The 25,463-nt window shown below is 70.3% G+C and carries 24 protein-coding genes; 3 read left to right on the top strand and 21 right to left on the bottom strand.

The genetic code is table 11. The features are described 5' to 3' along the window. The first annotated feature begins 7 nt into the window (after window positions 1-7). Window positions 8-2,065 carry a Stk1 family PASTA domain-containing Ser/Thr kinase gene (gene pknB / locus AB8M46_RS34375; protein ID WP_350596229.1) on the top strand — a complete coding sequence of 686 codons (2,058 nt, stop codon included), beginning with the start codon at window positions 8-10 and terminating at the stop codon, window positions 2,063-2,065. 123 nt (window positions 2,066-2,188) lie between these two features. After that, window positions 2,189-2,953: a hypothetical protein gene (locus tag AB8M46_RS34370; protein WP_037343212.1), complete on the top strand. Its 765-nt coding sequence runs from the start codon at window positions 2,189-2,191 to the stop codon at window positions 2,951-2,953. Window positions 2,954-3,060: 107 nt separating this feature from the next. Here the strand turns inward: AB8M46_RS34370 and AB8M46_RS34365 are convergent, their stop codons facing one another. Beyond that, a complete protein-coding gene (locus AB8M46_RS34365) occupies window positions 3,061-3,894 on the bottom strand; it encodes an NAD(P)H-binding protein (protein WP_394362899.1) in 834 nt (277 codons plus the stop codon). Window positions 3,895-3,989: 95 nt separating this feature from the next. Between AB8M46_RS34365 and AB8M46_RS34360 the strand changes: the two genes are divergently transcribed. Next, complete coding sequence (locus AB8M46_RS34360; RefSeq protein ID WP_394362898.1) at window positions 3,990-4,739, top strand: TetR/AcrR family transcriptional regulator; 750 nt, start codon at window positions 3,990-3,992, stop codon at window positions 4,737-4,739. A 71-nt stretch (window positions 4,740-4,810) separates the two neighbouring features. Here the strand turns inward: AB8M46_RS34360 and AB8M46_RS34355 are convergent, their stop codons facing one another. The 20 genes from AB8M46_RS34355 to AB8M46_RS34260 all read right to left on the bottom strand — a co-directional run bounded on the left by AB8M46_RS34355 (window position 4,811) and on the right by AB8M46_RS34260 (window position 25,460). Then, window positions 4,811-5,647, bottom strand: coding sequence for a cell division protein FtsQ/DivIB (locus tag AB8M46_RS34355; RefSeq protein WP_394362897.1), 837 nt, complete (start codon window positions 5,645-5,647; stop codon window positions 4,811-4,813). Window positions 5,648-5,650: 3 nt separating this feature from the next. Then, the gene (murC, locus tag AB8M46_RS34350) at window positions 5,651-7,060 is read right to left on the bottom strand and encodes a UDP-N-acetylmuramate--L-alanine ligase (RefSeq protein ID WP_394362896.1); all 1,410 of its coding nucleotides are present in this window, start codon (window positions 7,058-7,060) and stop codon (window positions 5,651-5,653) included. Beyond that, window positions 7,053-8,180, bottom strand: a complete 1,128-nt coding sequence (gene murG, locus AB8M46_RS34345) for an undecaprenyldiphospho-muramoylpentapeptide beta-N-acetylglucosaminyltransferase (RefSeq protein WP_394362895.1) — start codon at window positions 8,178-8,180, stop codon at window positions 7,053-7,055. The genes murC and murG overlap by 8 nt, the downstream gene beginning before the upstream one ends. Beyond that, window positions 8,177-9,655, bottom strand: a complete 1,479-nt coding sequence (ftsW, locus tag AB8M46_RS34340; protein WP_037343198.1) for a putative lipid II flippase FtsW — start codon at window positions 9,653-9,655, stop codon at window positions 8,177-8,179. Before ftsW ends, murG begins: the two co-directional genes overlap by 4 nt. After that, window positions 9,642-11,045 carry a UDP-N-acetylmuramoyl-L-alanine--D-glutamate ligase gene (gene murD / locus AB8M46_RS34335; RefSeq protein ID WP_037343195.1) on the bottom strand — a complete coding sequence of 468 codons (1,404 nt, stop codon included), beginning with the start codon at window positions 11,043-11,045 and terminating at the stop codon, window positions 9,642-9,644. Before murD ends, ftsW begins: the two co-directional genes overlap by 14 nt. Before the next feature lie 3 nt (window positions 11,046-11,048). Then, window positions 11,049-12,134 carry a phospho-N-acetylmuramoyl-pentapeptide-transferase gene (gene mraY / locus AB8M46_RS34330; RefSeq protein ID WP_016332673.1) on the bottom strand — a complete coding sequence of 362 codons (1,086 nt, stop codon included), beginning with the start codon at window positions 12,132-12,134 and terminating at the stop codon, window positions 11,049-11,051. Beyond that, entirely contained in the window at window positions 12,131-13,663 is a 1,533-nt protein-coding gene (gene murF, locus AB8M46_RS34325; RefSeq protein ID WP_394362894.1) for a UDP-N-acetylmuramoyl-tripeptide--D-alanyl-D-alanine ligase, read from the bottom strand. The genes mraY and murF overlap by 4 nt, the downstream gene beginning before the upstream one ends. Beyond that, window positions 13,660-15,165 carry a UDP-N-acetylmuramoyl-L-alanyl-D-glutamate--2,6-diaminopimelate ligase gene (locus AB8M46_RS34320; RefSeq protein WP_378422486.1) on the bottom strand — a complete coding sequence of 502 codons (1,506 nt, stop codon included), beginning with the start codon at window positions 15,163-15,165 and terminating at the stop codon, window positions 13,660-13,662. The genes murF and AB8M46_RS34320 overlap by 4 nt, the downstream gene beginning before the upstream one ends. 365 nt (window positions 15,166-15,530) lie before the next feature. Beyond that, window positions 15,531-17,459 (bottom strand): penicillin-binding protein 2, encoded by a 1,929-nt coding sequence (locus AB8M46_RS34315; RefSeq protein WP_037343188.1) that lies wholly within the window; start codon window positions 17,457-17,459, stop codon window positions 15,531-15,533. Continuing rightward, window positions 17,459-18,169, bottom strand: a complete 711-nt coding sequence (locus AB8M46_RS34310; protein ID WP_037343185.1) for a hypothetical protein — start codon at window positions 18,167-18,169, stop codon at window positions 17,459-17,461. Before AB8M46_RS34310 ends, AB8M46_RS34315 begins: the two co-directional genes overlap by 1 nt. Further along, a complete protein-coding gene (rsmH, locus tag AB8M46_RS34305; protein ID WP_394362893.1) occupies window positions 18,166-19,125 on the bottom strand; it encodes a 16S rRNA (cytosine(1402)-N(4))-methyltransferase RsmH in 960 nt (319 codons plus the stop codon). The genes AB8M46_RS34310 and rsmH overlap by 4 nt, the downstream gene beginning before the upstream one ends. Window positions 19,126-19,329: 204 nt before the next feature. Next, window positions 19,330-19,761 (bottom strand): division/cell wall cluster transcriptional repressor MraZ, encoded by a 432-nt coding sequence (gene mraZ / locus AB8M46_RS34300; protein ID WP_005156436.1) that lies wholly within the window; start codon window positions 19,759-19,761, stop codon window positions 19,330-19,332. Window positions 19,762-20,408: 647 nt separating this feature from the next. Next, window positions 20,409-20,990, bottom strand: a complete 582-nt coding sequence (locus AB8M46_RS34295) for a hypothetical protein (protein ID WP_394362892.1) — start codon at window positions 20,988-20,990, stop codon at window positions 20,409-20,411. Next, window positions 20,990-21,490, bottom strand: coding sequence for a hypothetical protein (locus AB8M46_RS34290; protein ID WP_394362891.1), 501 nt, complete (start codon window positions 21,488-21,490; stop codon window positions 20,990-20,992). Before AB8M46_RS34290 ends, AB8M46_RS34295 begins: the two co-directional genes overlap by 1 nt. Window positions 21,491-21,572: 82 nt before the next feature. Next, complete coding sequence (locus AB8M46_RS34285; RefSeq protein ID WP_037343182.1) at window positions 21,573-22,712, bottom strand: WXG100 family type VII secretion target; 1,140 nt, start codon at window positions 22,710-22,712, stop codon at window positions 21,573-21,575. Further along, entirely contained in the window at window positions 22,709-23,032 is a 324-nt protein-coding gene (locus AB8M46_RS34280; protein ID WP_038516452.1) for a type VII secretion target, read from the bottom strand. The genes AB8M46_RS34285 and AB8M46_RS34280 overlap by 4 nt, the downstream gene beginning before the upstream one ends. Next, entirely contained in the window at window positions 23,029-23,547 is a 519-nt protein-coding gene (locus tag AB8M46_RS34275) for a YbaB/EbfC family nucleoid-associated protein (RefSeq protein ID WP_394362890.1), read from the bottom strand. Before AB8M46_RS34275 ends, AB8M46_RS34280 begins: the two co-directional genes overlap by 4 nt. A gap of 52 nt (window positions 23,548-23,599) precedes the next feature. Next, on the bottom strand, window positions 23,600-24,352 hold the full coding sequence (locus AB8M46_RS34270; protein ID WP_037343174.1) for an ESX secretion-associated protein EspG: 753 nt from the start codon (window positions 24,350-24,352) through the stop codon (window positions 23,600-23,602). Beyond that, the gene (locus AB8M46_RS34265) at window positions 24,349-24,927 is read right to left on the bottom strand and encodes a PPE domain-containing protein (RefSeq protein WP_125737859.1); all 579 of its coding nucleotides are present in this window, start codon (window positions 24,925-24,927) and stop codon (window positions 24,349-24,351) included. Before AB8M46_RS34265 ends, AB8M46_RS34270 begins: the two co-directional genes overlap by 4 nt. An 8-nt stretch (window positions 24,928-24,935) precedes the next feature. Further along, window positions 24,936-25,460 carry a DUF3558 domain-containing protein gene (locus AB8M46_RS34260; RefSeq protein WP_394362889.1) on the bottom strand — a complete coding sequence of 175 codons (525 nt, stop codon included), beginning with the start codon at window positions 25,458-25,460 and terminating at the stop codon, window positions 24,936-24,938. Window positions 25,461-25,463 lie beyond the last annotated feature (3 nt).

The following is a 25,463-nucleotide window of genomic DNA, read 5'->3' as shown; positions in this document are numbered from 1 at the left end:
CATAGCCGTGACACGCACGGACCCCACGCTGGTGGGCACTCTGCTCGAGGGCCGCTACCGGGTGGACAAGCTGCTCGCACGCGGTGGGATGTCGTCGGTGTACCGCGGCGTCGACACCCGCCTGGACCGCCAGGTCGCCATCAAGATCATGGACCCGCGGTTCGCCGACGACAGGTCCTTCGTCGAACGCTTCGAACGGGAAGCCCGTTCGGCGGCCCGGCTGCACCACCCGCACGTGGTGGCGGTGCACGACCAGGGCTTCGACACCCCCGGCGGCGAGGAGTCCGGCCGCGCGTTCCTGGTCATGGAACTCGTCGACGGCGGCACCCTGCGCGAACTGCTCGCCGAACGCGGTCCACTGGACGTCGCGCTCGCGCTGAGCATCACCGAACCGGTCCTCTCCGCGCTGGCCGCGGCGCACGCCGCCGGTCTGGTGCATCGCGACGTCAAACCGGAGAACGTCCTCATCGGCCGCGGGGGAACCGCTCTGTCGGGTGGTGTGGTCAAGGTGGGCGACTTCGGGCTGGTCCGCGCGGTCGCGAGCGCGGGCACCACGAGTTCGAGCGTCATCCTCGGCACCGTCGCCTACGTCTCGCCCGAGCAGGTCGCGACCGGCGCGACCACCTCGCGCGGCGACGTCTACTCGGCCGGGATCCTGCTCTACGAAATGCTGACCGGACGCCCGCCGTACACCGGCGACACCGCGCTCTCGGTGGCGTACCGGCACGTCAACGACGACGTCCCGCGCCCGAGCGAGCTGCGTCCGGGGATCCCGCCGCAGCTGGACGAGTTGATCCTGCGCGCCACGCGCCGTGACCCCGAGCAGCGACCGGCCGACGCCGCGGCGTTCCTCGCCGAGCTGAACCATCTGCGCACCGTCCTCGGCGTCCCGGCGGTCCCGGTGCCGGTCCCGCTGCCCGCCGACGCCGACCGCGAGACCGACGCCGAGCGCACCACGCCCGGCATCCCCGCCGTCCCCGCGGTGGCTCCGGCCGCCGCCGCGACGACCGTGCTTCCCCCGGTCGCCGAAGCGACCTTGCCGGTCACCGGGCCGCGCGGAACGCAAGCGCTGCACCGCGAGCCGCAGATCCCGGCCGCGCAGCCGCCCCGCACGCCTCCCCCGCGGCCCAAACCGGCCGCCGGCGACGAGCAGCCGGGGTCACGCAAACGGCTCTACCTGATGATCGCGGCCGCGGTGCTCGTGCTCGGCGGTCTGATCGGCGCGTTCGCCTTCATCCTCAACGACTCCGGCCCGACGTCGTCGTCGGTGCCGAAGCTCACCGGGATGAACCAGGCCGCCGCCGGTGACGCGCTCCGGTCGGCGAAGCTGACCCCGGCCTACACCGAGGAGTACAGCGACACCGCCGCCCAGCACACGGTGATCCGCTCCGACCCCGCGGAGGGCACGTCGCTCGCGCCGGGCGCCACGGTCAACGTCGTGCTGTCGAAGGGCCGTCCGATCGTGCCCGACATCCAGGCCGGGACGAGCCAGCAGGACGCGGAGACGGCGATCAAGGCCGCGCAGCTGACCCCGGTCCAGGGCGAGCAGGAGTACAGCGACGTCGCCAAGAACAAGGTGGTCCGCGTCGACCCTGGCCCCGGCTCGCAGCTGAACATCGGCGGGCAGGTCACGATCATCCTGTCCAAGGGTCCCGAGCCGCTGCCGCCGGTCCCGGACGTCACGGGCCAGAGCAAGGACGCCGCGTTCCAGATCCTGCAGCAGGCGGGCTTCCAGCCGTTCCAGGCCGGCGAGGAGTTCTCCGACCAGTTCGCCGCCGGTCAGGTGATCCGCACCGACCCGAAGGGCGGCGGCAAGGCGAGCAACCGCCGGATCGGCGTGTTCGTTTCGAACGCCGTCGAAGTACCGAACGTGACCTTCAAGCGGATGGAGGAGGCGATCCAGATCCTGAAACAGGCGGGTCTGGAGCCGGACCGTCAGGGTCGCGGAAACGGGAACGGTCACGGCGGCGGAAACGGTGGTTTCGACTTCGTCCTGGAGCAGGATCCGCAGCCGGGCACCAAGGTGCCGAAGGGCACGAAGGTGAAGATCAAGGGCTTCGGGTGACGCGAAAGGTGCTTTGAAACCGTTCAGTACCGGCATGGTCATCGGCTACCGTGAGCGCATGGTGGTAGTCGACGGCGTGAACGGCAGGTCGGACAGCTTCACCCCGCGTTCCGCCGCGCCACGATGAGCTTCTTCACGGACGGTCCGCGCAGCCGCCCCCTGTTCCCGGTGCCGGAACAGGAGCTGTTCGGCTACAACGGCCGCCCCTGGGTGGAGACACCGCACGAGTACATCGTCCCGGCGATCCTGCCGTGGTCGATGCCGCTGGGCCGCGCCGAACGGACCATCGTGGCGCTGCGTGGCATCGAGGTGTGGCCGGAGTCGGTGTCCTTCCAGCTGTCGGTGTACTCGCGGGATCTCCTGCTCGACGAACCCGGCGAAGGCCTGATCGACCACCGCCGGGTCCCGGACTACAACGCGCTGCTGGTCGGGGTGCTGTTCCCCGACGGCAGGCGGGCCAGTTCGGAGACCATCTCCGTGCCGTCGGCCACCAAACCGGATCAGCCGGTGCTGCGCGCGCAGGGGCTGGGCGGTTCGGCGTTCCACGTCGACCACGAGATCTTCCTGTGGCCGCTGCCGCCCGACGGGCCGCTGGAGTTCATCGTCCAGTGGCTCGACCGCGACATCGAGGAGTCACGCACCTCGCTCGACGGCACCGCCATCCGCGACGCCGCCAAGGAAGCGGGCGAGATCTGGCCCGGCCTGCCCGCCCGGAAATCGCATGGGCTGCCCGTCCGCCGGGTCGGGGCCCAGGCGATGATCACCCCGGCTTGGCCCGCTCAGGCCCCGCCGCCGCTGCCTCAGCCGCAGCGATCGTCCCCGCCACCCGCTTCGGACCAGCCGCGGGGCGCTCCGCTGCCGACCCGCCTCCCCCGCCGGGCCCGCTGACGCGTCGGCAACCCGTATCTCGCGTGTTCCTGGCCGTATCTCGCGTGATTGAAGCCGGAACGTCTCCAATCACGCAAGATACGGCTTCAATCACGCGAGTGACGGGCTCAGCGGAAGGCTTCGACGTTCGCCACCGCCCACTCCGCGTAGGTGACGCCGGGCCGGCCGGTGAGTTCCTGGACGACGCCGGTCGGCTTGTCGGGGTTCTCGGTGAAGTACGCGAAGCCGTCGAGCAGCCACTCGGCGATCTCGGCCGGGACCCCGGCGGCCGCCCACTGCTTGTTCGCCTCTTCCCTGGTGAGCTCCTGGAAGACCACCTCTTCGCCGAGCGCGGCCGAGATGGCGGCGACCTGTTCGCGCTGGCTGATCGCCGTCGGACCGCTCAGCGTGTGCTTCTTGCCGACGTGTCCCTCGGTCAGGATGACGTGCGCCGCGACGGCGGCGATGTCCGCGAGGTCGATCGGCGTCATCCGCGCCTCGGGGTAGGCCTCGCGGACCACCCGCTCGGCCTTGATCGTCGCCGCCCAGCCGAGCGTGTTGTTCATGAACGCGCCCGGCCGCAGGAACGTCCAGTCGAACTCCGCCTCCCGGACGGCCTTCTCGATGATCGCGTAGTCCACGCCGCTCGAGTTGTCCGCCGGGTCGTCGGCGTTGCTGCCCGACAGCGCCACCACGCGGCGCACTCCGGCCTCCTTCGCCAGCTTCACGAAGTCGTCCACCTTCGCCGCGAGCGGGGCCAGGTACACGGTCTCGATGCCCTTGAGGGCTTCCGGCAACGTCTCCGGCTTGCCCAGGTAGCCCTTGGCGACCTCCACCTGCTCGGGCAGTGCCGCCTTCGCCGGGTTGACGGTCAACGCCCGCACCGGCGCCCCGGCCTTCACCAGTTCGTCGACGAGCAGCCTGCCGACGCTTCCGGTCGCACCGGTCACCAGGATCGTCACGATTCCCCACTCCTTTTCGTACGCCCTACGGGATCAGTTTAACCGTACAGCATACGAGAATGTAGAATCCAGCTTCACGGCCGAGTGGAGTGTGGATGGACTTCGAGCGCAGCCTCGATCTGTTGTGGCGTGACCGCGGCGAAGCCCGGCAGCCGAGCAGGGGACGAAAACCCAAACTGACCCTCGACCAGGTGATCGCCACCGCCGTCGCGCTCGCCGACCGGGCGGGCGAGGCGACCGTGTCGATGAGCCAGATCGCCAAGGAACTCGGCGCGGGCACGATGACGCTCTACACCTACGTCCCCGGCAAGACGGAACTGCTCGATCTCATGGTCGACTCCGTGCTCGCCGAACGGAACCTCCCCGGCCCCGGCGACCCGCGGCCGGACGGCTGGCGCGAGCAGGTGCGGCTCTACGCCGACCGCACACTGGCCGTGTTCCGGGCACACCCGTGGCTACGTTCGACGTCGATGGTGCGGCCGGTGCTCGGGCCCGGGCTGATGGCGGGCCAGGAGTACGTGATCGCGGCGGTGTCGGACATCGGGCTGCAACCGCGCGAGGCGGCCGCGGCCGCGAACAGCATCGAGATCTACGTGCAGGCCAACGCGACGCTGTTCGCCGAGACGGCGCAGGTCGAGCAGGAGACCGGGGAGTCGACGGACGCCTGGTGGGGGCAGCGGTCGGTGTTCTGGGAGAAGTACTTCGACGTGGCGCGGCATCCGGCGATGACACGGATCTGGGAGAGCGGCGGCTACGACGCGGACACCTGCGAAGCCGCCGACGAGACCTTCGCGTTCGGCCTGGAACGCATGCTGGACGGTATCGAAGCCCTCGTCACCCGCTGAGCGCCCCGCATTTCGTCCTCTGAATGCGGTAGTCGGGGATACGAACTATCGCATCCAGAGGACGAAACGCGTCAGGAGACGGTGGGCAGATCGGGGGCCGAGACGTCGAAGACCTTGCCCTCGCGGGTGAGCAGCGCGGCCAGGACCTTCGCCTTGCGTTCGGTGTCGGCCGAGGTCCCCCACCGCACGGTCTTCCCGTCGGCCAGCGCGAACTCGACGCTGCCGGGGGTCTTCGCCGTCGCGGTGGTGACCTGCTTGAGCAACTGCTGCGGGATCACGCCGAGGACGCCGGTCACCGCGCGGGTCACCGGGTCGTCGGCCGACACCGACGGCAGCTTGAGCTCGGGCAGCCCGGCGGGCCGTTCCTTGACGGTCTTGAACACCACTCCCCCGCCGTCGACGAGGTGCACGCCGTCGCCGCCGGGCCCGCTGTCGAAGAACGCGATCGCGGTCCGCTCGGTCACGGTGATCTCGAGGGTGCTCGGCCACGACCGGGAGACGTCGACGGTCGCGATACCGGGCATCTGCGCCACCTTGTCGCGGATCTCGTCGGTGTCCAGGCGCAGCATCGGCTTCTGGTCCGGCACCGCCGCCGCGGCGCGGATCTGGTCCGCGGGCACGGAGCTCGCCCCGACGACGTCGACCTGCCGCACCCCCAGCATCGAGCTGAACCACAGCAGGTAGACGAGGGCGACGGCGGTCAGCACCGAAAGCAGCGCGACCCAGCGCCGCCGCAGCTCCTTGTGCCGGGTCGGCCGGGCGGAACGGCGGCGGTCGTCCACCGACCGCCTGCCGCGCCGCTGCTTCAGCCGTTGAGTCCGTTCGGCCCGTGGGGTCCGCTTGACCCGTTCGGAGCGCGGACGCCGACCGGGTTCGGCCGGGCGGCGGCGTTCCCCGGTCTGTGTCATGGGCTAGCCCGCCCGCCGGTCCAGTTCGGCCAGGATCTCCGGGCCGAGCTGCGTGACGTCGCCGGCGCCCATGGTCACCAGCAGGTCGCCGGGTTCGACCAGATCCGCCGCGAGCTTCGCCGCGACGTCGAACGCGGGCTGGTAGTGCACGGGGACGCCGGAGATCTGGTCGGCGATGAGCGCGCCGCTCACCCCGGGCTCCGGCTTCTCGCGCGCCCCGAAGACGTCCAGCACGACGACCTCGTCGGCCAGCGACAACGCGGCCGCGAACTCCTTCGAGAACGCCTTCGTGCGCGAGTACAGATGCGGCTGGAAGACCACGACGACCCGGCCCTGGCCGGCGGCCGTCCGTACCGCGCGCAGCTGCGCGTCGACCTCGGTCGGGTGGTGCGCGTAGTCGTCGTACACGCGGACGTCGCCCGCGCGGCCCTTGAACTCGAACCGCCGCCGGACGCCGCCGAACGCGGCCAGCCCTTCGGCCAGTCCTTCGATCGGCGCGCCGAGCTCGATCCCGGCCAGCAGCGCGGCGATCGCGTTCAGCGCCATGTGCTCACCCGGCACCGCGACCCGCAGGACGATCTCCTCGCCCCGCACCGAGATCCGGACGACGCCGCCGTCCGGCGCGGGGGCGTAGTCGAGCACCTTCGCGTCGTCCGCGCCGGTGACCGAACGCCCGTAGCGGCGGACGCGGATGCCCCGCTCCTCGGCCAGCGCGCCCAGCTTCCCGGCGCCCTCGTCGTCACCGCAGACGATGAGCAGCCCGCCCGGCACGATCCGGCCGAGGAAGTCGGCGAACACCGAGACGTACGCCTCGGCCGTGCCGTGGTGGTCCAGGTGGTCCGGCTCGACGTTGGTCACCACGGCGACCGACGGCGAGTACGCCAGGAACGACCCGTCGCTCTCGTCGGCCTCGGCGACGAAGACGCCGCCCTCGCCGTGATGCGCGTTCGCGCCCGACTCGTTGAGGTCGCCGCCGATGGCGAACGACGGGTCGAGACGGCACTGCTGCAGCGCGACGGTCAGCATCGACGTCGTCGACGTCTTGCCGTGCGTCCCGGCGATACAGGCGACGCGGTGCCCCTCCATCAGCCCGGCCAGCGCCTGCGCGCGGTGCAGCACGGTGATCCCGCGTTCCCGCGCGGCCATCAGTTCCGGGTTGTCGTCCTTGATCGCGGTCGACACGATCACCGAGGACGGGCCTTCGGGGAACGCGTCGAGGTTCTCGGCGCGCTGGCCGACGGCGATCTCGGCGCCCTGGGCACGCAGCGAAAGGAACGCGCGCGACTCCTTGGCGTCGGAACCGGACACCTGGACACCGCGGGCGAGCAGGATACGGGCGATGCCGCTCATCCCGGCGCCGCCGATCCCGATCAGGTGGGCACGCGTGAGCGTGTCGGGGAGTTGATCAGGCACCTGCGGCCTCCAGCACGATCTTGGCAAGGGTCTCGTCGGCCTCACGGTGACCGAGGCCGACCGCGGCCGCGCTCATCTTCGCGACCCGGTCGGCGTCGGACACCAGCGGGATCACCAGCTCCGCGACCTTGGCGGGGGTGAGGTCGGCGTCGTCGACCATCAGGCCGGCACCGGCGTCGACCGCGGGCCGGGCGTTGACCGCCTGCTCGCCGTTGCCGTAGGGCAGCGGGACGAACACCGCGGGCAGGCCGACCGCGGACACCTCGGCGACGGTCATCGCGCCGGAGCGGCACAGCACCGCGTCGGCGGCGGCGTACGCGAGGTCCATGCGCTCCAGGTACGGCACCGGCACGTACGCGGGCCGTCCGGGGAACTCCTGGACGACCAGCGTGTTCTTCGGTCCGTGGGCGTGCAGGACACCGACACCGGCGTCCGCGAACTCCTTGGCCGCGCCGGAGACGGCGCCGTTGATCGACACCGCGCCCTGCGAACCGCCGAAGACCAGCAGGGTCGGGGCGTCGGGGTCGAGCCCGAAATGCTCGCGGGCTTCGGCGCGCAGCGCGGCCCTGTCGAGCGAGGTGATGGAACGGCGCAGCGGGATGCCGATGACCTCGGCCTTCGCCAGCGGCGTCCCCGGGACGGCGACGGCGACGCGGACGGCGAACCGCGCGCCGACCCTGTTCGCCAGGCCCGGCTTCTCGTTGGCCTCGTGCACCACGATCGGCGTGCGGCCGCGCGCGGCGAGGTACGCCGGAAGCGCGACATAGCCGCCGAAGCCGACGACGACATCCGCGCCGACCCTGTCCAGGATCTCGCGGGTGCGCTTGACCGAATCGCGGACCTTCAGCGGCATCTTCAGCAGCTCGGGCGTCGGCTTGCGCGGCATCGGCACCGGCGGGATCAGCTCCAGCGGGTACCCGCGCGCCGGGACGAGCTTGTTCTCCAGTCCGCGCTGGGTCCCCAGCGCGATCACCTTCGCGTCGGGACGCAGGCGCATCACCGCGTCGGCGAGGGCGAGTGCCGGTTCGATATGCCCGGCGGTCCCACCGCCGGCGACCACGACCACCGGCGCCTTGCCGGTGACCTCGCCTGAAACGCCACCTCTGACGGGGTTGTTCACCTATGACCTCTCCGGTTTGCGGTACCCCGTTTCGCGGTACCGCGGTTCACCGCCGTTCGCGCGGCCGTCCTCCTGCCGGGCTCCCGTACCGAACGGCGCCGCTCCTGTGCGGGCGAAGGCCTCGCCGTCCTCGGCGCGGGCCTCGCCGCCTTGGCAGCGCCTCCCCTGGCCGCGCCGCCCTTGCGCTTGGCGGGCGGGCGGTACGGCTCGGGCGCGGGAAGCCTCAGCAGGCGTCCGAATTTACCTGGCCCCTGCGAGCGCAGTGCGGCCACCGCCTCCGGTTCGTGCCGGGCGGCGTTGGCCAGGATCCCCATGATGAGCATGGTGATCACCAGCGACGTCCCGCCGTAGGAGATCAACGGCAGCGTGACCCCGGTGACGGGCAGCAGACCGACGACGTAGCCGATGTTGATACCGGCCTGCGCGACCAGGAAGACGGTCAGCGTGCCGGACACGATGCGGATCCACGGGTCGAGGTTGCGGGTGGCGATCCGCAGGCCGACGACGGCGACCCCGGCGAACAGCCCGAGCACCACCGCGCAGCCGATGAAACCGAGTTCCTCGCCGATCAGGGCGAAGATGAAGTCGTTCTGCACGTTGGGCAGGTAGCCCCAGTTGGACTGGCCCTGGCCGAGGCCCTTGCCGAGGAACCCGCCGTCGGCGAGCGCGAGTTTCGCCTGGTTGGCCTGGAAACCGTCCGCGCTGGTGTCCGGGTCGCCGGAGACGAACGACATGACCCGCGCCAGCCGGTACGGGGCGATGATCGCCAGCACCAGGATCCCGGCCAGGCCACCGGCGAGGATGACCCCGAACAGCCGTTTCGGCGCGCCCGCGAACCACAGCAGGGCCATCAGCACCACCGCGAGGGTGATCGTGCCGCCGAGGTCGGGCTGCATCATGACCAGCGCGAACATCAGCAGCGCGATCGGCACGACCGGGACGAGCAGATGCCGCCACTGGTTGATGATGTTGTACTTGATCACCAGGATGTGCGCGCCCCAGAAGGCCAGCGCGACCTTCGCCGCCTCGACCGGCTGGAAGGCGAACCCGCCGAGCCGGAACCAGCCCTGCGAGCCGTTGACCGTGGACCCGAGCGGGGTCAGCACCAGCACGAGCAGCCCGAGGCACACCACCGTCGCCGTCGCCGACAGCCGCCGGACGCGTTCCAGCGGCACCCGCAGCCCGATCCAGAACACGACGGCGCCGATCGCGACGAACATGAGGTGCTTGCTGAACTGGGCGTACACGCCGGTGCCGGTCTTGGGGTTGTACGAGGCGACCGAGGACGCGGACAGCACCATCACGATGCCGATCACGGTCAGCACGCCGGTGAGCGCCAGGACCAGGTGGAACGAGGCGAGCGGCCGCGAAAGCCAGGCCGTCAGCGCGGTGCGGAAGGCGACGAACGGGCTTTCCTTGCGTTCACGGCGCTTGCGCTGCGCGGGCTCGCGTTTTCTTTCCTCAACCGCCGTCACTGGTCTCCCCCGCACCGTCGCGCAGGACACGGACCGCGCTCGCGAACGCGTCGCCGCGTGCGCCATAGCTCGAGTACATGTCCAACGACGCCGCGGCGGGGGCCAGCAGCACCACATCTCCAGGGCGCGCCAGGGCGCGGGCCGCCTTCACCGCCGCAGTCATGGTGTCATCGTCACCCGAAGGGAGGCTGTTCACCGGGACATCCGGCGCGTGTCGCGCGACAGCGGCGGCGATCACGGGTGAATCCACGCCGAACAGCACGACTCCGCGCAGCCTTCCGGCGATCGAACCGACGAGTTCGTCCACGGAAGCGCCCTTGAGCTGGCCACCGGCGATCCAGACGACGTTCAGATGCGCGCGCAGCGAACCGCTCGCCGCGTGCGGGTTGGTCGCCTTGGAATCGTTGATGTAGCGGACGCCGTCGATCTCGCCGATCTCCTCGGCCCGGTGCGGGGCGGGCCGGTACTCGCGCAGCCCCTTGGCGACGTCCTCGCCGGTGACGCCGTACGCGCGGGCCAGCGCCGCCGCGGCGAGCGCGTTGGAGACGTTGTGCGGACCGGCGGGACGCACGTCGGCCAGCGTGCCGAGTTCGTCGGCGCTGGTCGCCGGATCGGCCACGAAGGCGCGGTCCACCAGCAGATCTTCCACGATCCCGAGTTCGCCGGGGCGCGGGGTGTCCATCCCGAAGGCGACACGGCGCGCGTCGGCGGGCGCGTGTTCGTCGGCGAGCCGGGCGGACCACTCCTCGTGCAGGTTGTGCACGACGGTCCGGGAGTGGGTGTGGACCCGCCCCTTCGCGGCCGCGTACTCCTCCATCGAGCCGTGCCAGTCGAGGTGGTCCTCGGCCAGGTTCAACACCACCGACGCGAGCGGGGCCAGCGTCGACGACCAGTGCAGCTGGAAACTCGACAGCTCCACGGCGAGCACCTCGTGTCCCGCACGCACCGCGTCGAGCACCGCGAAACCGACGTTCCCGCAGGCCACGGCGTCGACCCCGGCGGTGCGCAGGATCGACTCCAGCATCCCGACCGTGGTGGTCTTGCCGTTGGTGCCGGTGATCGCGAGCCACACCGGCGGCTTGTCGCGCAGCTGCCCGACGCGCCACGCCAGCTCGACGTCGCCGATCACCTCGATCCCCGCTTCGGCCGCCGCCACCAGCAGGGGCGACGTCGGCTTCCAGCCGGGGCTGGTGACGACCAGCTCGACGTCTCCGGGCGGCTCGGTCAGGCCCGGCACCAGCTCGGCGCCGAGCCCTTCGAGCTCCGCCAGCCGTTCGGCGTTGCCGTCGGTGACGGTGATCCGCGCGCCCAGCTCCGCCAGGACGGGGACGATCGACTTGCCGGTGACCCCGGCTCCGGCGACGAGGACGTGACGCCCGGCCAGCTCCACCGCTTAACCCCCGAGACCGAGCTGTTCGCTGTAGAACAGGCCGAGACCGAACATGCAGCAGATGGCCGAAAGCAGCCAGAACCGGATGATGACGGTGGTTTCGGCCCAGCCCGCGAGCTCGAAGTGGTGATGGAACGGGGCCATCCGGAACAGCCGCCGCCGGGTCGTGCGGAACACGGCGATCTGCGCGACCACCGAGATCATCTCGACCATGAACAGACCGCCGATGACGATGGCGAGCAGCTCGGTGCGGGTGGTCATCGACAGACCGGCGACGAGGCCACCGAGGGCCAGCGAACCGGTGTCACCCATGAAGATCTTCGCCGGTGCGGCGTTCCACCACAGGAAGCCGACACAGGCGCCGGTGGCCGCGGCGGCGACCACCGCCAGGTCCAGCGGGTCACGGACGTCGTAGCAGGCGGCCTGCGGGGTGACCGCGCACGAGAGGCGGGTCTGCCAGAAGGCGATGACGACGTAGGTCGCCAGCACCATCGCCGCGGTGCCGCCGGCGAGACCGTCGAGGCCGTCGGTGAAGTTCACCGCGTTCGACCAGCCCGAGATGACGATGTAGCAGAAGATCACGAAGAACACCGACGGGAAGGTGATCAGCGCGAGGTCCCGCACGTAGGACAGGCTTTCCGACGCCGGGGTGAGCCCGCGTTCGTCGGCGAACTGCAGCGCCAGGATCGCGAAGGCGATCGTGACCACGAGCTGGCCGACCAGTTTCGCGGTCTTGTTCAGCCCGAGGTTGCGCTGTTTGCGGATCTTGATGAAGTCGTCGAGGAACCCGACGAGCCCGAGGCCGACGGCCAGCAGGAGGACCAGCAGCCCCGAGGCGGACGGGCCGCCGGTGCCGTTGCCGCCGCTGAGCGCGCTGATCAGATGCGCCACGAAATACCCGACGACCATCGCGACGATGATCGCGACACCACCCATCGTCGGGGTACCGCGTTTGGATTTGTGTCCCTGCGGTCCTTCCTCCCGGATCTCCTGGCCGAAGCCCTGCCGGGAGAACACCCGGATCAGATAGGGAGTGAGGAGGATGGAGACCAGCAGGCCCGCCGCGGCCGCGATCAGGATGCTGATCACGCGTCACCACCGTTCGAGCGTTCGTGAGAGGGGGAAGGGGCTACTACAGGGGATTCAGCGTCGGTTACGGGAGCGGCGAGCACGGCGTCGGCCACCCGCCAGAGGGCGGCGGCCTTGGACGCCTTCACCAGCACCACGTCTCCCGCGCGGAGCTGATCATGCAGCAGGGCGATGGCGGCCTCGACGTCGGGTACCAGTACCGACTCCTCGCCCCAGGAACCCTCGTGCTGGGCACCCTGATGGGTGGCCGCGGCGGCCTGGCCGATGACCACGAGCTTGTCGATGTTGAGCCGGACGACGAGCCTGCCGATGCCGTCGTGCGCGGCGACCGAGTTCTCGCCGAGGTCGCCCATCACGCCGAGCACGGCCCAGGAGCGGCGGTTCGCGCTCATCGACGCGAGCGCCTTGAGCGCGGCCCGCATCGACTCGGGGCTGGCGTTGAAGGAGTCGTTGAGGACCGTGACGCCGTCGGCGCGGGTGGTGACCTCCATACGGCGCTCGGAGCGTCGCTCCAGGCTCGACAGGCGGGCCGCGACCTCCTCGACCGTCGAGCCCATCTCCAGGGCCACAGCGGCCGCGCTGAGCGCGTTGCCGACCTGGTGCTCGCCGTAGAGCGGCAGCTTCACCGGCGCTTCGCCGTCCGGGGTGACCAGGCGGAACGACGCGCGCGCCTCGTCATCGAGGGTGATGTCGACCGCGCGGACCTGCGCGGACTCGCTCTCGCCGACGAACACGACCCGGGCCTTCGTCCGGCTCGCCATGGCCGCGACGTACGGGTCGTCGAGATTCAGGACCGCGACACCGCCGTCCTCGGCGCTCGGCAGCGCCTCCACGAGCTCGCCCTTGCCCTTGGCGATGCCCTCGCGCGAGCCGAACTCGCCGACGTGCGCGGTGCCGACGTTGAGCACGACCCCGATCCGCGGCGGCGCGATGGCCGCCAGTTCGGCGATGTGGCCGGGCCCGCGGGCGGAGAGCTCCAGCACGAGCTGCCGCGTCGAGTCGTCGGCCCGCAGCGCCGTCCAGGGGTGGCCCAGCTCGTTGTTGAACGAGCCCGGCGGCGCCACCGTCGGGCCGAGCGGCTCCAGCAGCTGGGCGATGATGTCCTTGGTGGAGGTCTTGCCCGCCGAACCGGTGACCCCGACGACGGTCAGGTGGTCACCCGCGAGCTTCTGGATCACGTGCCGGGCGAGTTTGGCGAGCGCGGCCAGCACCGCGGCACCCGCCCCGTCCTTGTCCGAGACCAGCGCGAACGCCCGCTCGTGCCCCTCGCCGGCCGCCAGCGGCGGCACGATCACGGCCGGGGCGTCGACTTCGCGGGCCGCGAGCACCGCGACGGCGCCCGCGTCGACCGCCCGCGCGGCGAAGTCGTGGCCGTCGACCTTCGCGCCGGGCAGCGCGATGAACAGACCGCCGGGAGTGACCTCACGGGTGTCGAATTCGACGCTTCCGGTGACCTCGGCGGTCCCGTCGGTCCGATGCAGCCGCCCGCCGACGATGGCGGCGATCTCGGCCAGGCTGAGCACGATCACACTGTCTCCAGACGTCTGCGGATGGCGGCGGCCAGCTCTTCCCGGTCGGAGAACGGGTGCACGACACCCTGGACCTCCTGGCCGGTCTCGTGGCCCTTGCCCGCGATGAGCACGATGTCGCCGGGCCGGGCCAGCTCGACCGCGTGGACGATGGCTTCCCGGCGGTCGGCGATCTCGAGGATCTCGCCGCCCAGTGCCGGTCCGGCGTTGCGGGCACCGGCCAGCATCGCCGCCCGGATCGCGGCCGGATCCTCCGACCGCGGGTTGTCGTCGGTCACGATCAGCACCTCGCTGCGGCGGACCGCGGCCTCGCCCATGACCGGGCGTTTGGCGGTGTCACGGTCCCCGCCGCAGCCGAGGACGGTGATGATCCGGCCCTCGGTGCGGGCACGCAGCGCGTCGAGCCCCTGCGCGACCGCGGCGGGCTTGTGCGCGTAGTCGACCACCGCGGTGAACGGCTGGCCGAGGTAGACCCGCTCCATCCGGCCCGGCACCTCGACCGAGGCGAGCCCGGCGACGATGGCGTCGAGCGGGACACCGGCGGTGTCGAGGATGGCGGCCGCGAGCACGGCGTTGGCCACGTTGAACTCACCCGGCAGCGGGATCTTGGCCGCGGCGGTGAGGCCCTCGGGACCGTGGAGGGTGAAGGTCTGCTCGCCGGCCGGGGTGGGGTTGAGGTCGGTGGCGCGCCACAGCGCGTCCGTCCCCGGCTCGGTGGACACGGTCACCGTGTGCGGGGTGAGGAGCGCCTGGCCCCAGGCGCTGTCGACGACGACCACCTCGGCGGTGGACCGGCCGTCGAACAGCAGCGACTTGGCGGCGAAGTACTCCTCCATGTCCTTGTGGAAGTCCAGGTGGTCCTGGGAGAGGTTGGTGAAGGCCCCGACCGCGAAGCGCGTGCCGTTGACCCGGCCCAGCGACAGCGCGTGGCTGGAGACCTCCATCGGGACGTGCGTGACGCCGCGTTCCACCATCACCGCCAGGAGCGCCTGCAGATCCGGCGCCTCGGGGGTGGTGAACCCGCTGGCGAGACGCTCCCCCGCGATCCGGGTCTCGACCGTGCCGATCAGCCCGGTGGTGAGCCCGGCCGCCTTGAGCCCGGCGTCGACCAGGTACGACGTCGTGGTCTTGCCGGACGTCCCGGTGATGCCGAGGACCGACAGCTCCAGCGACGGCTCCCCGTAGATCCAGGCGGCGATCTCGCCGAGCGCGGCCCGCGGGTCCGGGTGCACCAGGATCGGCACGCCGGCGTCGCGGAGCACCGGACGCTCGGCACCGGCCTCGTCGGTGAGCACGGCGGCCGCACCGGCCGCGATGGCCTGGTCGCTGAAGTCCGCGCCGTGGGCGCGAGCACCGGGAAGCGCGGCGAAAAGGTCACCGGGGAGGACGTGCTGGGCGCGGAGCGTGCTGCCCGTGACCGTCAGCTCGGCCGCGGCCGGGTAGTCGTCGCCACCCACCACGAGCCGGGCGCCCGCCCTGGCGAGCAGCGTGCCCAGCGGCATCGGCTCGATCCTGGCCGGACGAGGGGGTGCGGCGACGGCCTTAACCGGGCTGTCCGGGACCTGGGCAGCCGTCGCGCCGGACCCGCTTTCGACGGCGGGACCGCTGCGGGGATCTGAAGTAGGCACCGACACAGCCAAGGAGGTTACCGGCGCGGCATTCGGGTGACTGAAGCGGTGCGGGGTGTGAGCGCGGCGATCATGCTCGTGGTAATGGGTTTCGCGAGCTCTCCTTGGCACACAAGGGCTTCCGACTGTCGCTTGAGGACAGCGAGCCTCAGCGCGCTCCCGCTGGGCGAGATCCGGCCCCGAACACGCGAGTTCCGCCTTCAAGCACGCGAGTTGCGGCTCCGGACACGCGTGTCACGTCAGGAAAGCACCAGCGGCACCTGAGGCGACGGACCGTCCGAGAGCGGGATCTGGAACCGCTGCGCCAGGTAAGCGGCCACCGAATGGAACAGCGGCGCGGCCGAGAGTCCTTGCTGCAGGGTGGCGTCCGGCGCGTCGAGCCGGATGCCGACCACGAAACGCGGGTTGTCGGCGGGCAGGATCCCGGCGAAGGTGATGTTGTACAGATGGTTGCTGTACGTCTTCGTCTGCGGGTCGACCTGCTGGCCGGTGCCCGTCTTGCCCGAGATCTGGTAGCCCTCCAGCGCCGCCTTCGGTCCGGTGCCGCTCTGCTGCCCGCGGCCCTTCTGCGTCACCGCGCGCATCATCTCGCGTACGGTCTTCGCCGCCTGCGGGCTGATGACCTGGACGGTCTTCGGCGCCGGCTCCGGGACGAGGGTCCCGTCCGGGTTGACCTTCGCCTTGACCACCCGGGGTTCCACCCGCAGGCCGTCGTTCGCGATGGCCTGGTACATCCCGGCCATCTGCACGACGGTCATCGAAAGTCCCTGTCCGATCGGCAGGTTTCCGAAGGTCGTGGCCGACCACTGGTTGCGCGGCGGCACGACACCGGGGCTCTCACCGGGGAGGCCGAGCCCGGTGCGCTGGCCGAGTCCGAACTTCTTGAGCAGATCCGCGTACCGGTCCTCGCCGAGTTTCTGCGCCAGCAACAGGGTGCCGACGTTCGACGACTTCGCGAAGATGCCGGTGGTGGTGAACTGCTGGGTGCCGTGGTGCCAGGCGTCCTTGACGATCTTGTCCGCGACCTGCAACGAACCCGGCACCGGCAGCGAGGCCTCCGGCGTGGTGATACCCGCGTCGATCGCGCCCGCGGCGGTGACGATCTTGTTCACCGAACCGGGTTCGAACGGCGTGGTCACCGCGCGGTTGTTCAGGTTCTCCGTCTCGCTGCGCGAAGCGGGGTCGTTGAGGTTGACGGTCTTGTCGTTGGCCAGCGCGTAGACCTCGCCGGTCTTCGAGTCCAGAATGACCGCCTGGCCGCCCTTGGCCTTCGACTTGGCGACGTAATCGCTCAGCTGCCGCTGCAGTTCGTACTGCAGGTCGGTGTCGATCGTGAGCTGCAGGTCCGAACCGGGGACGGCGTTCTGGATGTCCCGTTCGGTACCCGGGATCACGAGATTGTCGTTGCCGTTCCGGGTGTTGACGATCTTGCGGCCCGGTGTTCCGGCGAGATCGTTGTCCCGCGAGGCTTCGAGACCGTAGCCACCGTGCAGGTTGTGCTTGGAGACGTCCTTGTCGTCGGTACGCCAGTTCGCGTAGCCGACGATGTTCGCGCCGACCGAGTCACCGGGATACTCCCGCTTCGAACGCTTCTCGACGCTGATCCACGGGTATTCCTTGACGATCGCCTCGGCGACCGAAGGTTCGATGTCGTGGACCAGGTAGGTGAAGCCGTCCGGCTTGTGGAACTTGTCCAGCAGTTCCTGCTCGGTGATCACCCCGGGCAGTTTGGCCGCGATCAGCTTCGCCGCGCCCGCCACCTCGGACTCGAAGTTCTTGCCCTTGGTCGGGTTCTTCGCGGCGAAGTCGTCCATCGTCTTGTGGAGCCAGTTCAGGCTCACCGCGAGCGTCCGCACCTCGACGCTGAACGCGATCTTCGTCCCGTTGCGGTCCAGAATGGAGCCGCGCTGCGCGGGACTTTCGATCACCGACGTCCGCTGCCGTTCCGCCGCCTCGGACAGCGCGCCGGCCTCGAACCACTGCACCTGCACCAGTTTGAGGCCGGCGAGCACCATCACGACGATCAGCAGGATCCGGACACCGGTGAACCGGCTCCGGTTCCCGCCGTTGCCCCGGCGGGCGGTGGCACGACGGGTCCCGGCGGCGTACGTCCGCCGCGCGCTCCCCGCCGACCTGGCCCTGGCCTGAGCCGGGCGGCCGGGCGACATCACTGACCTCCCTGCGCCGGGGTCGCCGCGTTCTCCTGCGGCACCGCGGGCTGGTCGCCCTCGTACGGGGTGCCCTGCTGCGTTCCCTCGGCGGGCGGGGGCGCCGTCGATTCGGTCGAGGCGGCGGGCGCCTCCCCTTCGGCCTTCTTCGGCTCACCGACCACAGTGGACTGTCCATCCGGGCCGACCACGATATGCGCGGGGTCGCCACCGGGCACCATGCCCAGTTCCCTGGCCTTGGGCGCCAGCGATGCGGGCGACTCGGCCTTCGCGACCTCGCGCTGCAGCCGTTCCTTCGCCTCGGCGAGCCCGGCGTTGGTCGTGCGGAGCTGTTCGAGCCGGTACGAATCGGCGATGGCCTGCGTGGTCAGCCACAGCGTGCACGCCACACCGACGGCCAGCATGCCCATCATCATCAGCACGAACGACGCGCGCGAACGCGGCCAGCGCAGCTTGAGCTTCTTCTTCGGCTCTTCCTTGCCCGCGCCGCCTTCCGCGTCGGGACGGTTGCGCTGCTGGTCTCGCTGCAGCAGGTCGGCGCGCTGGGCACGGCGGGCGTAGGCGCGCTCGGCCGCCGACGTCCGGCCACGGGAGGCGCGGGACGTCGTGGTCTCGGTGGTGTCGGTCGCCTGGTCGGCGGTGGCGGTCGCGCGGGCACGCCGTCCGGGCGGCGGTGTCCGGCGGCCGCGGGACTTCGCGGGAGCGGTCATCGTGCTCGGTCTCCGATCCGTTCGGCGGCCCGTAGCCGCACGGAGGCGGCCCGCGTGTTCTGTTCGGTCTCCGCCTCGCCGGCCTTCTCGGCCCCTCTGGTGAGCAGTTTCAGTTCCGGGCCGTGGCCCGGCAGTTCCACCGGAAGCCCTTCCGGCGTCCGGGATTTCGCCAGTTCCGCGAAGGCCTGCTTGACCAGCCTGTCTTCGAGGGACTGATAGGACTCCACGACGATGCGGCCGCCGACGGCCAGGCAGGACAGCGCCCGCGGCATCGCCCGCCGCAGCACCTCCAGTTCACCGTTGACCTCGATCCGCAACGCCTGGAAGGTGCGCTTCGCCGGATGCCCGCCGGTACGCCTGCTCGCCGCGGGGACCGCGTCGTACAGCAGTTCCACCAGCCGTCCGCTGCGCGTGAAGGGTTCCTTCTCCCGTTCCGCCACAACGGCTTTGACGATCCGCTGGGCGAACCGTTCTTCGCCGTAGTCGCGCAGGATCCGGATCAGCTCGCCGGGGGCGTAGGTGTTGAGCACGTCGGCCGCGGTGAACCCGGTGGTCGGGTCCATGCGCATGTCGAGCGGGGAATCCTTGGCATAGGCGAAACCGCGCTCGGCCCGGTCGAGCTGCATCGAGGAGACCCCGAGGTCGAACAGGATCCCGTCCACTCTGGACAGTCCGAGTCCCTGCAGCGCGGAGGGCATCTCGTCGTAGACCGCGTGCACGAAGTCGACACGATCACCGTGCGGCGCAAGCCGTTTCGCGGAAAGCTCCAGCGCGTTGGGGTCACGGTCGAGGGCGACCAGGCGCAGCCGGGGGAACGCGGTGAGCAGCGCGTCGGAATGACCGCCGAGCCCGACGGTCGCGTCGACCAGCACGGCCTCGCGGTCGGAGAAGACCGGCGCGAACAGTTCGACGATGCGGTCGAGCAGCACCGGGACGTGCTCGTGTTCGTCTGCCATGTCTTCCCCCCTTTCCTGTAGTGCCGGGGAAGATGCCGGATGCCGTCAGGTCCCTGTCCGCCCGCCTGCTGACCTGGTACCGGGGAAGGTGTACCAGGGCCACTGAGCGGACAGAGGCCTCACGGCATCCGTGTGGACGGTTCCCGGCGTGTCCGAAGCGTGAACCCGCGCCCCCCGACGGCGTGGGTGCTTCCTCGGCCACGTCTAGAAGACGCCCGGCAGAACTTCCTCTCGAGCCTTCGCGTAGCTGTCCTCGTGTTCGTCCAGGTAGCCCTGCCACGCTTGGGCGTCCCAGATCTCCAGCCTGGTGATCGCCCCGATCACCACGCACTCCTTGTTCAGCCCGGCATAGCGTCGGAGCTCGGACGCGATCGCGATACGTCCTTGCCCGTCCGGGCGTTGTTCGTCCGTCCCGGCGAAGAGATAACGCTGATAGGCCCGGACCGCCTCGTTCGTGAACGGGGCGTCGGCGACCTTCCTCGCCATCTGCTCGAACTCGGCCCGGGGAAAGACGAAGAGACAGTGATCCTGTCCCTTGGTGACCATCAGCCCACCGGCGAGCGCGTCGCGGAACTTCGCGGGCAGCGTGAGCCGCCCCTTGTCATCCAGTTTCGGGGTGTGGGTGCCGAGGAACACCGGCTCCACCTCCCTACCGATCCCGGCTGCGAACAGCCAAGCCCGGCCACGGGGCTCCCTTCTGCCCCACTGCGCACCACCGTACCCCACTTTTCACCACAGTCAACGCGGCAAAAGCCGCGACCACTCCGTCGTGTCAGACGTTTTCGCTGGTCAGCCAGGTGGGGCCTGGTGGGGGCTCGGTGGGGGACGGTGGCCAAGATCCCCCTGGGCGGGTATCGAAGCAACCTCATCCATGCCTGACACGTCCGGATATCGGCCGCCGGAACCCTGCTGTGGTGCGAAGTGGGGGTGAAAGTGGGGAATCCGGTGGGGCGTGGTGGGGACCGCCGAGGACACAGTGGAGGGTGGCCGTCGGGTCATCCCATGACCCGGGGTCGACAAAGGACTGCGGCCCGTCCTCGTGGCACCGCACTCACGTGATCAGCGGCGTGACTCGCGTGATCGAAGGCGGAACTCGCGTGATCAGACGGACGACACGCGTGACCAGATGGACGACACACCTGCGGCGAAGCCTCCGCCTCGTGCCGTCCGTTCAGACACACATGTCGTCCGTCTGATCACGTGTGTCGTCCAACCAATCACGCAAGACCGCCAGAAGGTATCCAGGACACGGTTGGTTCTAACCGTCCTCGCCACTCACGAGGTCAGCCGCGGTTGCGCTTGCGACGGCGTCCGTTCATTCCCGGTGTGGCGCGACGGCTGACGCCGCGCCAGTCCTTGGGCTTCTCCTTCGGTTCAGGCAGGAGCCGGCCGAGACGGTCACCCACCCAGAAGCCCGCGATCCACCCTGGGATCACGCTCACGAAGACGAGAAGGATCCACCAGCCGTCGGCGACCGGCCACGACGGCCGATCGACCGGGACGACGGAAAACCCACCTCTCGAACTGTTCTTCTTCCGGTACTTGTACTCCTCCACCGGCACCCTGCCCGAGAGCGCGGAAACCGCGGTGACCCACGCGGTCGAGACCTGTTCTCCGCCTGGGGAAACCTTGTCCCACCTGACTTCCGCCTCGCACCGGAAAGTCATCCAGGTGTGAACCGGGTTCCGCTGGCACTGCCCGATCTGCGCGGTACCCGCCCGGGTGGGCTTGCCCCAGGGCTCGAACCCGACCACCCACTGCAGGGAGAACATCAGCCACAACGTGAGGATCACGCCGACGGCGCCCATCACGCCTGGTGGCCACCACCGAGTCCGGCGGGCCGGGCTCGTCGTCTGTTCGGGCATCAGCGGCCCCGCCGTCGACGGCGTCCGTTCATTCCCGGTGTGGCGCGACGGCTGACGCCGCGCCAGTCCTTGGTTTTCTCCTTCGGTTCCGGCAGGAGCCGGTCGATGCCCTTGCCCGCGAACCACCCGGCGACATACCCGGGGACCAAGCTCACGACAGTGAAGAAAAACCACCAACCGAACGAGAACAGCGGCCTTGGGCGCTCGACGGGGACGGCGTTGTACTGCGACCCGCCATAGCGGCCCGCGGACTGGTAGGACACGACGTTCACCTCGCCCGACAGGTTCGAAACCGAACCGATCACAGCGGAACTGACGAGGGGCTTGCCCGGCGCCTTCCGATCCCACGTCACCTCGGCTCGGCAGACATGGATCAGCCAGAACCGCAGCGGGCTGCGGTGGCATTCCTGGATGCGCGCCACCCCGAACCGGTCCACTTTCCCCGTGTCGCTGATCCCCAGTGACAATCCGAGCGAGAACATGAACCACGCGGTCACCACCGCGACGACGACACCGGAGAGCACCCTCAGACTGACCCGGCCTCGCCGTTTCCGAACCGGCCGCTCGTCTTGTCCGGTCCGTTCAGTCATCGTCGTCGTCGAGCGTTCCGCTGATCCGGCCGGTGGTGGGCGGTGTGACCCTGCCGCGCTCGGCCGATCCGCCGTCGTATTGGACGCGATTCTCCGCGGCGGCCTTGCCTGCTTCCTTCCCGACCTTCAGGTAGGTGTTGTCGGCGATCTTGCCCGCGACGGTGTTCTCCATCCGGTTCATCCCGCCCCGCGCGTGTTTGAGCACACGCTCGGCACCTGTCGCGTCGGAGTCCAAGGCCTTCTTCGCGAGCTTGAGGTTGTCGGCTTTGAAAGCGTCCAGTGTCTTGTCACTGGCCTTGATCGCCTGATTGGCCTCGTGGCCCAGGTCCGAAGCCTTACGCCCCAGGGCCCGTGCCGCCTCCCGGGCCCGGTCGCTCGATCCTTCGAACCGTTTCACGAACTTTTGGATGGCACTGAGCAGCTTGCCGAGCTTCTTCTGGATCTTCGCCATGACCTTGACCGCGTCGGCGAAGATGCTCGCGGTGAAGGCCGCGACCGAGCCGCCCAGGGTGAACCACGATGAGGCGAGAGCCAGGAGCGCACGGGTGATCACATCGCTGATGAAGCCGGCGATGATGTCGAAGATCAGCGCCCGCGCGGTCGCCACCACCATCCCGCCCGTGGTGATCCAGTGGGCCGAATCCTTCGCCTCGGCCGCGACGTCGCGCAAGGACTGCGTGTACTGCAGGGCGATCCGCCGGTACGCGATCGCCGCGTCACCGTCCCACCCGGATGTCGTGCTCAGCGCACCTTCGTAGTCGCCCGCCACCGCCTCGAGTTCCGTCGCGATGTTGTTCCAGGTCTGTGCCGCCTGCTGGACCAGATCGGGATCACCGGTGAGGATCTCCAGTGGTTCGCGGATGAACTCCAGGTTCTCCATCAGCCAGCCGACTCCGGCCTTCACCAGCTCACCGAGCGGGTTCAAGCCCATCGACAGCAGGTCCAGCCCGACCGAGACCCCGTCCATGGCGAGCGCGAACGAGTCGATGTCCTGGCCTTGATCGGGGTTCAGGGTGCCGGCCAGCCCTTCGAGGCTGTCCGCCAGGCCGCCACCCTTGAAGTTCTTCTTCTCTTCGTTCTTCTGCGCGACCAGGTTCTGTTCCCTCGGGCCCGCGACAGGTCCTTCGCTCACAGCTTCTTCCCCAGGTCCCGGCCGAGCTGCGCCGCGTCGTCGTCGATCTTCGTGTAGTCCGTGGCCGCCTTCCGCAGCGCGTCGGACAACGCGTCGCCGAGATTCGCCGCGCTGGTCATCAGCTCGTCCGCGTCACCCTGGGCCAGCTGAAGGACACCGCCGACGGGCACCGCGCACAGGAGGCCATAGCCCTGGAAGCCGCCCATCCCGACCTGGTTCGCCGCCGAGGCCGCGCCGCGGATGCGGTCGGCGAGGTCGGTGACCTGGTCCGCGTGTGCTTTGAGGCGTTCCGGCGAGACGCCGTATCCCGGCCCGCTCACGAGCGGCCGGTCCAGTCGACGTGCTGGAAGTCCTCGCCGTCGTCCTCATCGGACACAGGACGGGGTGGCCGGGGCGGAGCGGGCGGCGGTTCGGCCGGGACGCCGAAGCGTGCGGAGTCGTCCGGTTCCGGAGCGGGCTGCGCTTCTTCCCTCGGCGGCAAGGTGCTCTTGATGAAGTCCACCGCGTCGGAGTCTTCGCCGGTCAGCCCGGCCATGATCTCCAGCGTCCGGTCCGCCGCGCGCGTCGTCGCCTTGCGGTAGGTGCTCATGATCAGCGACGCGAGCTGGGCGGGCGGACGCTCCTGTGCCTGCGGGGACAGCGAGAGCGACGTCAGTCCCCCACCGGGGTTGACCGTCACGGTGACCAGCCGGTCCGGGCTACTCAGCGTGACGACGTTGTTCTCCAGATCGGCCTTCGCCTGTTCCGCCTTGGCGAGCAGAGCGGCGCTGCGCCGCTCCTGTTCCCGCATCCACTCCTGCGGATCCCGCACGTGGCCACCGAATGGCACGGTCATTCCGAAACCCCCACTTCCCGAAGGCCCCCTCAGGCGTTCGTCTCGTCACAACTTAGCGGTCCGGGTCGAGCAGCGAAGCCAATCGCGCGGCCAGCCGGGGACCGTCCACAGGGGACACGTTCACCCACGTCTGCCCGCCGCGGCCCTCGGTGCGCGCCGCGCAGTACGCGCCGACGTCGGTGTCGAACCAGGTCAGCCCGCCCGCCCGGTGCGCCCGGCCGTCGCGGTCGCGGGTCCGCACGGTGAACTGGCCCGCGCTGTAGACGGGCCGCGCCTGGATCGCGAGCACCTCACGCAGCTGGCTGTCCGAAGCCGACGATCGCCCGCCGTCACCGAACACCGGATCCTCCAGGGCGTCGCCGAAGCGCGCCGCGGGCAGGCTGATGCCGTAACCCGGGCCGGGCCGCAGTTCGGGCAGGACGTCGACGATCGCGCCGAACACCTCGCCGTCGCCGATCCCGGAGAGCGCGATGGTCTGCTCGGGTTGCGTGGCCAGCACGCCGTGCCGCCCGCGCGCGGCCGCGACCGCGCGGAACGGCGCCGGAGCCGTCATGTCGGCCAGCGCCTCGCATTCGACGTAGACCTCGGCGCGTGCGAGCAGGTCCAGCCGCGCTTCCAGGGCGGCGTCGAGCCGGTCCCCGTCATAGAGGCCTCGTTCGGCGAGGTTGTCGTAGACAGCGCCGCGTATCTCGGCGCGTTCCGCTTCCGTGGTGCCGACGCTGCGCACGGACAACGGCCACGGCGGGGCCGCGTGTCCCAGATCGGTCCAGAGGACGTCGAACGCCGACGCGGAAACGCGGATCAAGACCGCCCCAGCTCGGGCGGCTTCCCGAAGGAGACCCGCGGGGTCAGCGAACGCAGCGAGGCATCGCGGGTGTTCATGACGTCGACGGCCTTGCGGCGGGCCTCTTCGGCTTCCGCGTGCTTGGCCTCCATCTCGTCGGCGAGCGCGGCCAGGAGCGCGAGGTTCCCGCCCGCCGCGGCGCCGCGGATCATCGCGCCGGGGTCGTAATCCACCGGCGGCGGCATGTCGGCGCGGGCCCGCGCGGCCGCCTCGGCCTGTCCGGACACGGCCTTCCCGAGCGAGGACGAGAGGTCCGCCGACCACGCCAGCCAGCCGGACGCCGTGGCCAGCACCCCGCGGAGCGCGTCGCCCGCTTCCCCGCGCCAGTTCTCCTCACTGCTGCCGACCAGCCCGGCCAGTTCCGACGTCGCGTCCTGCATGCGCCGCGCGAGCGCGTCCCAGCCGGCGCCGATACCGCCCGCGGCCTCGGGGTCGTTGCCCGCTTCGACCTCGGCTGCCAGCGCTTCGTGGCTGTACGCCTCGTACCGCGTGGCCGCGACCGGGACCTCGCGTCCCGGCGTCTCTCCATCAGGCACTGTCACTCCTAAGGCAGTTTCGGTTCGGCCAATCCCGCCACCGTCACCGCGCGCTCGCACGCGAGCGGGGTGTCGGCGAAGTTCGTGTTGCTCACGTCGATCTGGACGCTCGCCTTCTCCCCCATGCCGAGCAGGACCGCGCAGGTCCCGTCGGCGGCCTTCTTGTCGGCGACCTTCAGCGCGTTCCGGCCGCCGACCTTGGTCTTGGTGGCGGTCTTGCGCTCGACCTCGAGATCCGCCAGGCCGTTCTTCTCGTCCACGGTGATGGTGACGCCGAACGTGGCGGGCACCGTCCAGTCGCAGGCGCGGGCGCCGTTGATCTCCTTCGCGACGCCGAGCACGGAGATCCCGGCGGTCGACCTGTCCTTCGGGTCGAGCAGCGTGCACGGATCCACGCCGCGATCCGAGGACGAAGACGCGGGAGCCGGGGCGCCGTCGGCGGCCGGAACCGGCGTCTGGCCCGCGGCCCCTTGCCCGCAGGCGGACACTGTGAGGACGACCAGGACGCCGAGCGCGGAGAGGCCGGACTTCATGGG

The sequence above is a fragment of the Amycolatopsis sp. SB7-3 genome (genome assembly GCF_041021335.1).
GTDB lineage: Bacteria > Actinomycetota > Actinomycetes > Mycobacteriales > Pseudonocardiaceae > Amycolatopsis > Amycolatopsis japonica.
Note: the sequence above shows the minus strand (reverse complement) of the source record. Positions and strands in the feature narration are given on the sequence as shown.

Excerpts from the sequence above, each read along its gene's own strand:
- AB8M46_RS34355 (WP_394362897.1), bottom strand. The coding sequence starts at position 5,647 with ATGACACAGACCGGGGAACGCCGCCGCCCGGCCGAACCCGGTCGGCGT.
- AB8M46_RS34360 (WP_394362898.1), top strand. The coding sequence starts at position 3,990 with ATGGACTTCGAGCGCAGCCTCGATCTGTTGTGGCGTGACCGCGGCGAA.
- AB8M46_RS34260 (WP_394362889.1), bottom strand. The coding sequence starts at position 25,460 with ATGAAGTCCGGCCTCTCCGCGCTCGGCGTCCTGGTCGTCCTCACAGTG.
- AB8M46_RS34295 (WP_394362892.1), bottom strand. The coding sequence starts at position 20,990 with ATGCCCGAACAGACGACGAGCCCGGCCCGCCGGACTCGGTGGTGGCCA.
- AB8M46_RS34310 (WP_037343185.1), bottom strand. The coding sequence starts at position 18,169 with ATGACCGCTCCCGCGAAGTCCCGCGGCCGCCGGACACCGCCGCCCGGA.
- AB8M46_RS34315 (WP_037343188.1), bottom strand. The coding sequence starts at position 17,459 with ATGTCGCCCGGCCGCCCGGCTCAGGCCAGGGCCAGGTCGGCGGGGAGC.
- AB8M46_RS34370 (WP_037343212.1), top strand. The coding sequence starts at position 2,189 with ATGAGCTTCTTCACGGACGGTCCGCGCAGCCGCCCCCTGTTCCCGGTG.
- rsmH (WP_394362893.1), bottom strand. The coding sequence starts at position 19,125 with ATGGCAGACGAACACGAGCACGTCCCGGTGCTGCTCGACCGCATCGTC.
- AB8M46_RS34275 (WP_394362890.1), bottom strand. The coding sequence starts at position 23,547 with ATGACCGTGCCATTCGGTGGCCACGTGCGGGATCCGCAGGAGTGGATG.
- AB8M46_RS34320 (WP_378422486.1), bottom strand. The coding sequence starts at position 15,165 with ATGCCGCTGGGCACGCTGCTCGCCAGGGCGGGCGCCCGGCTCGTGGTG.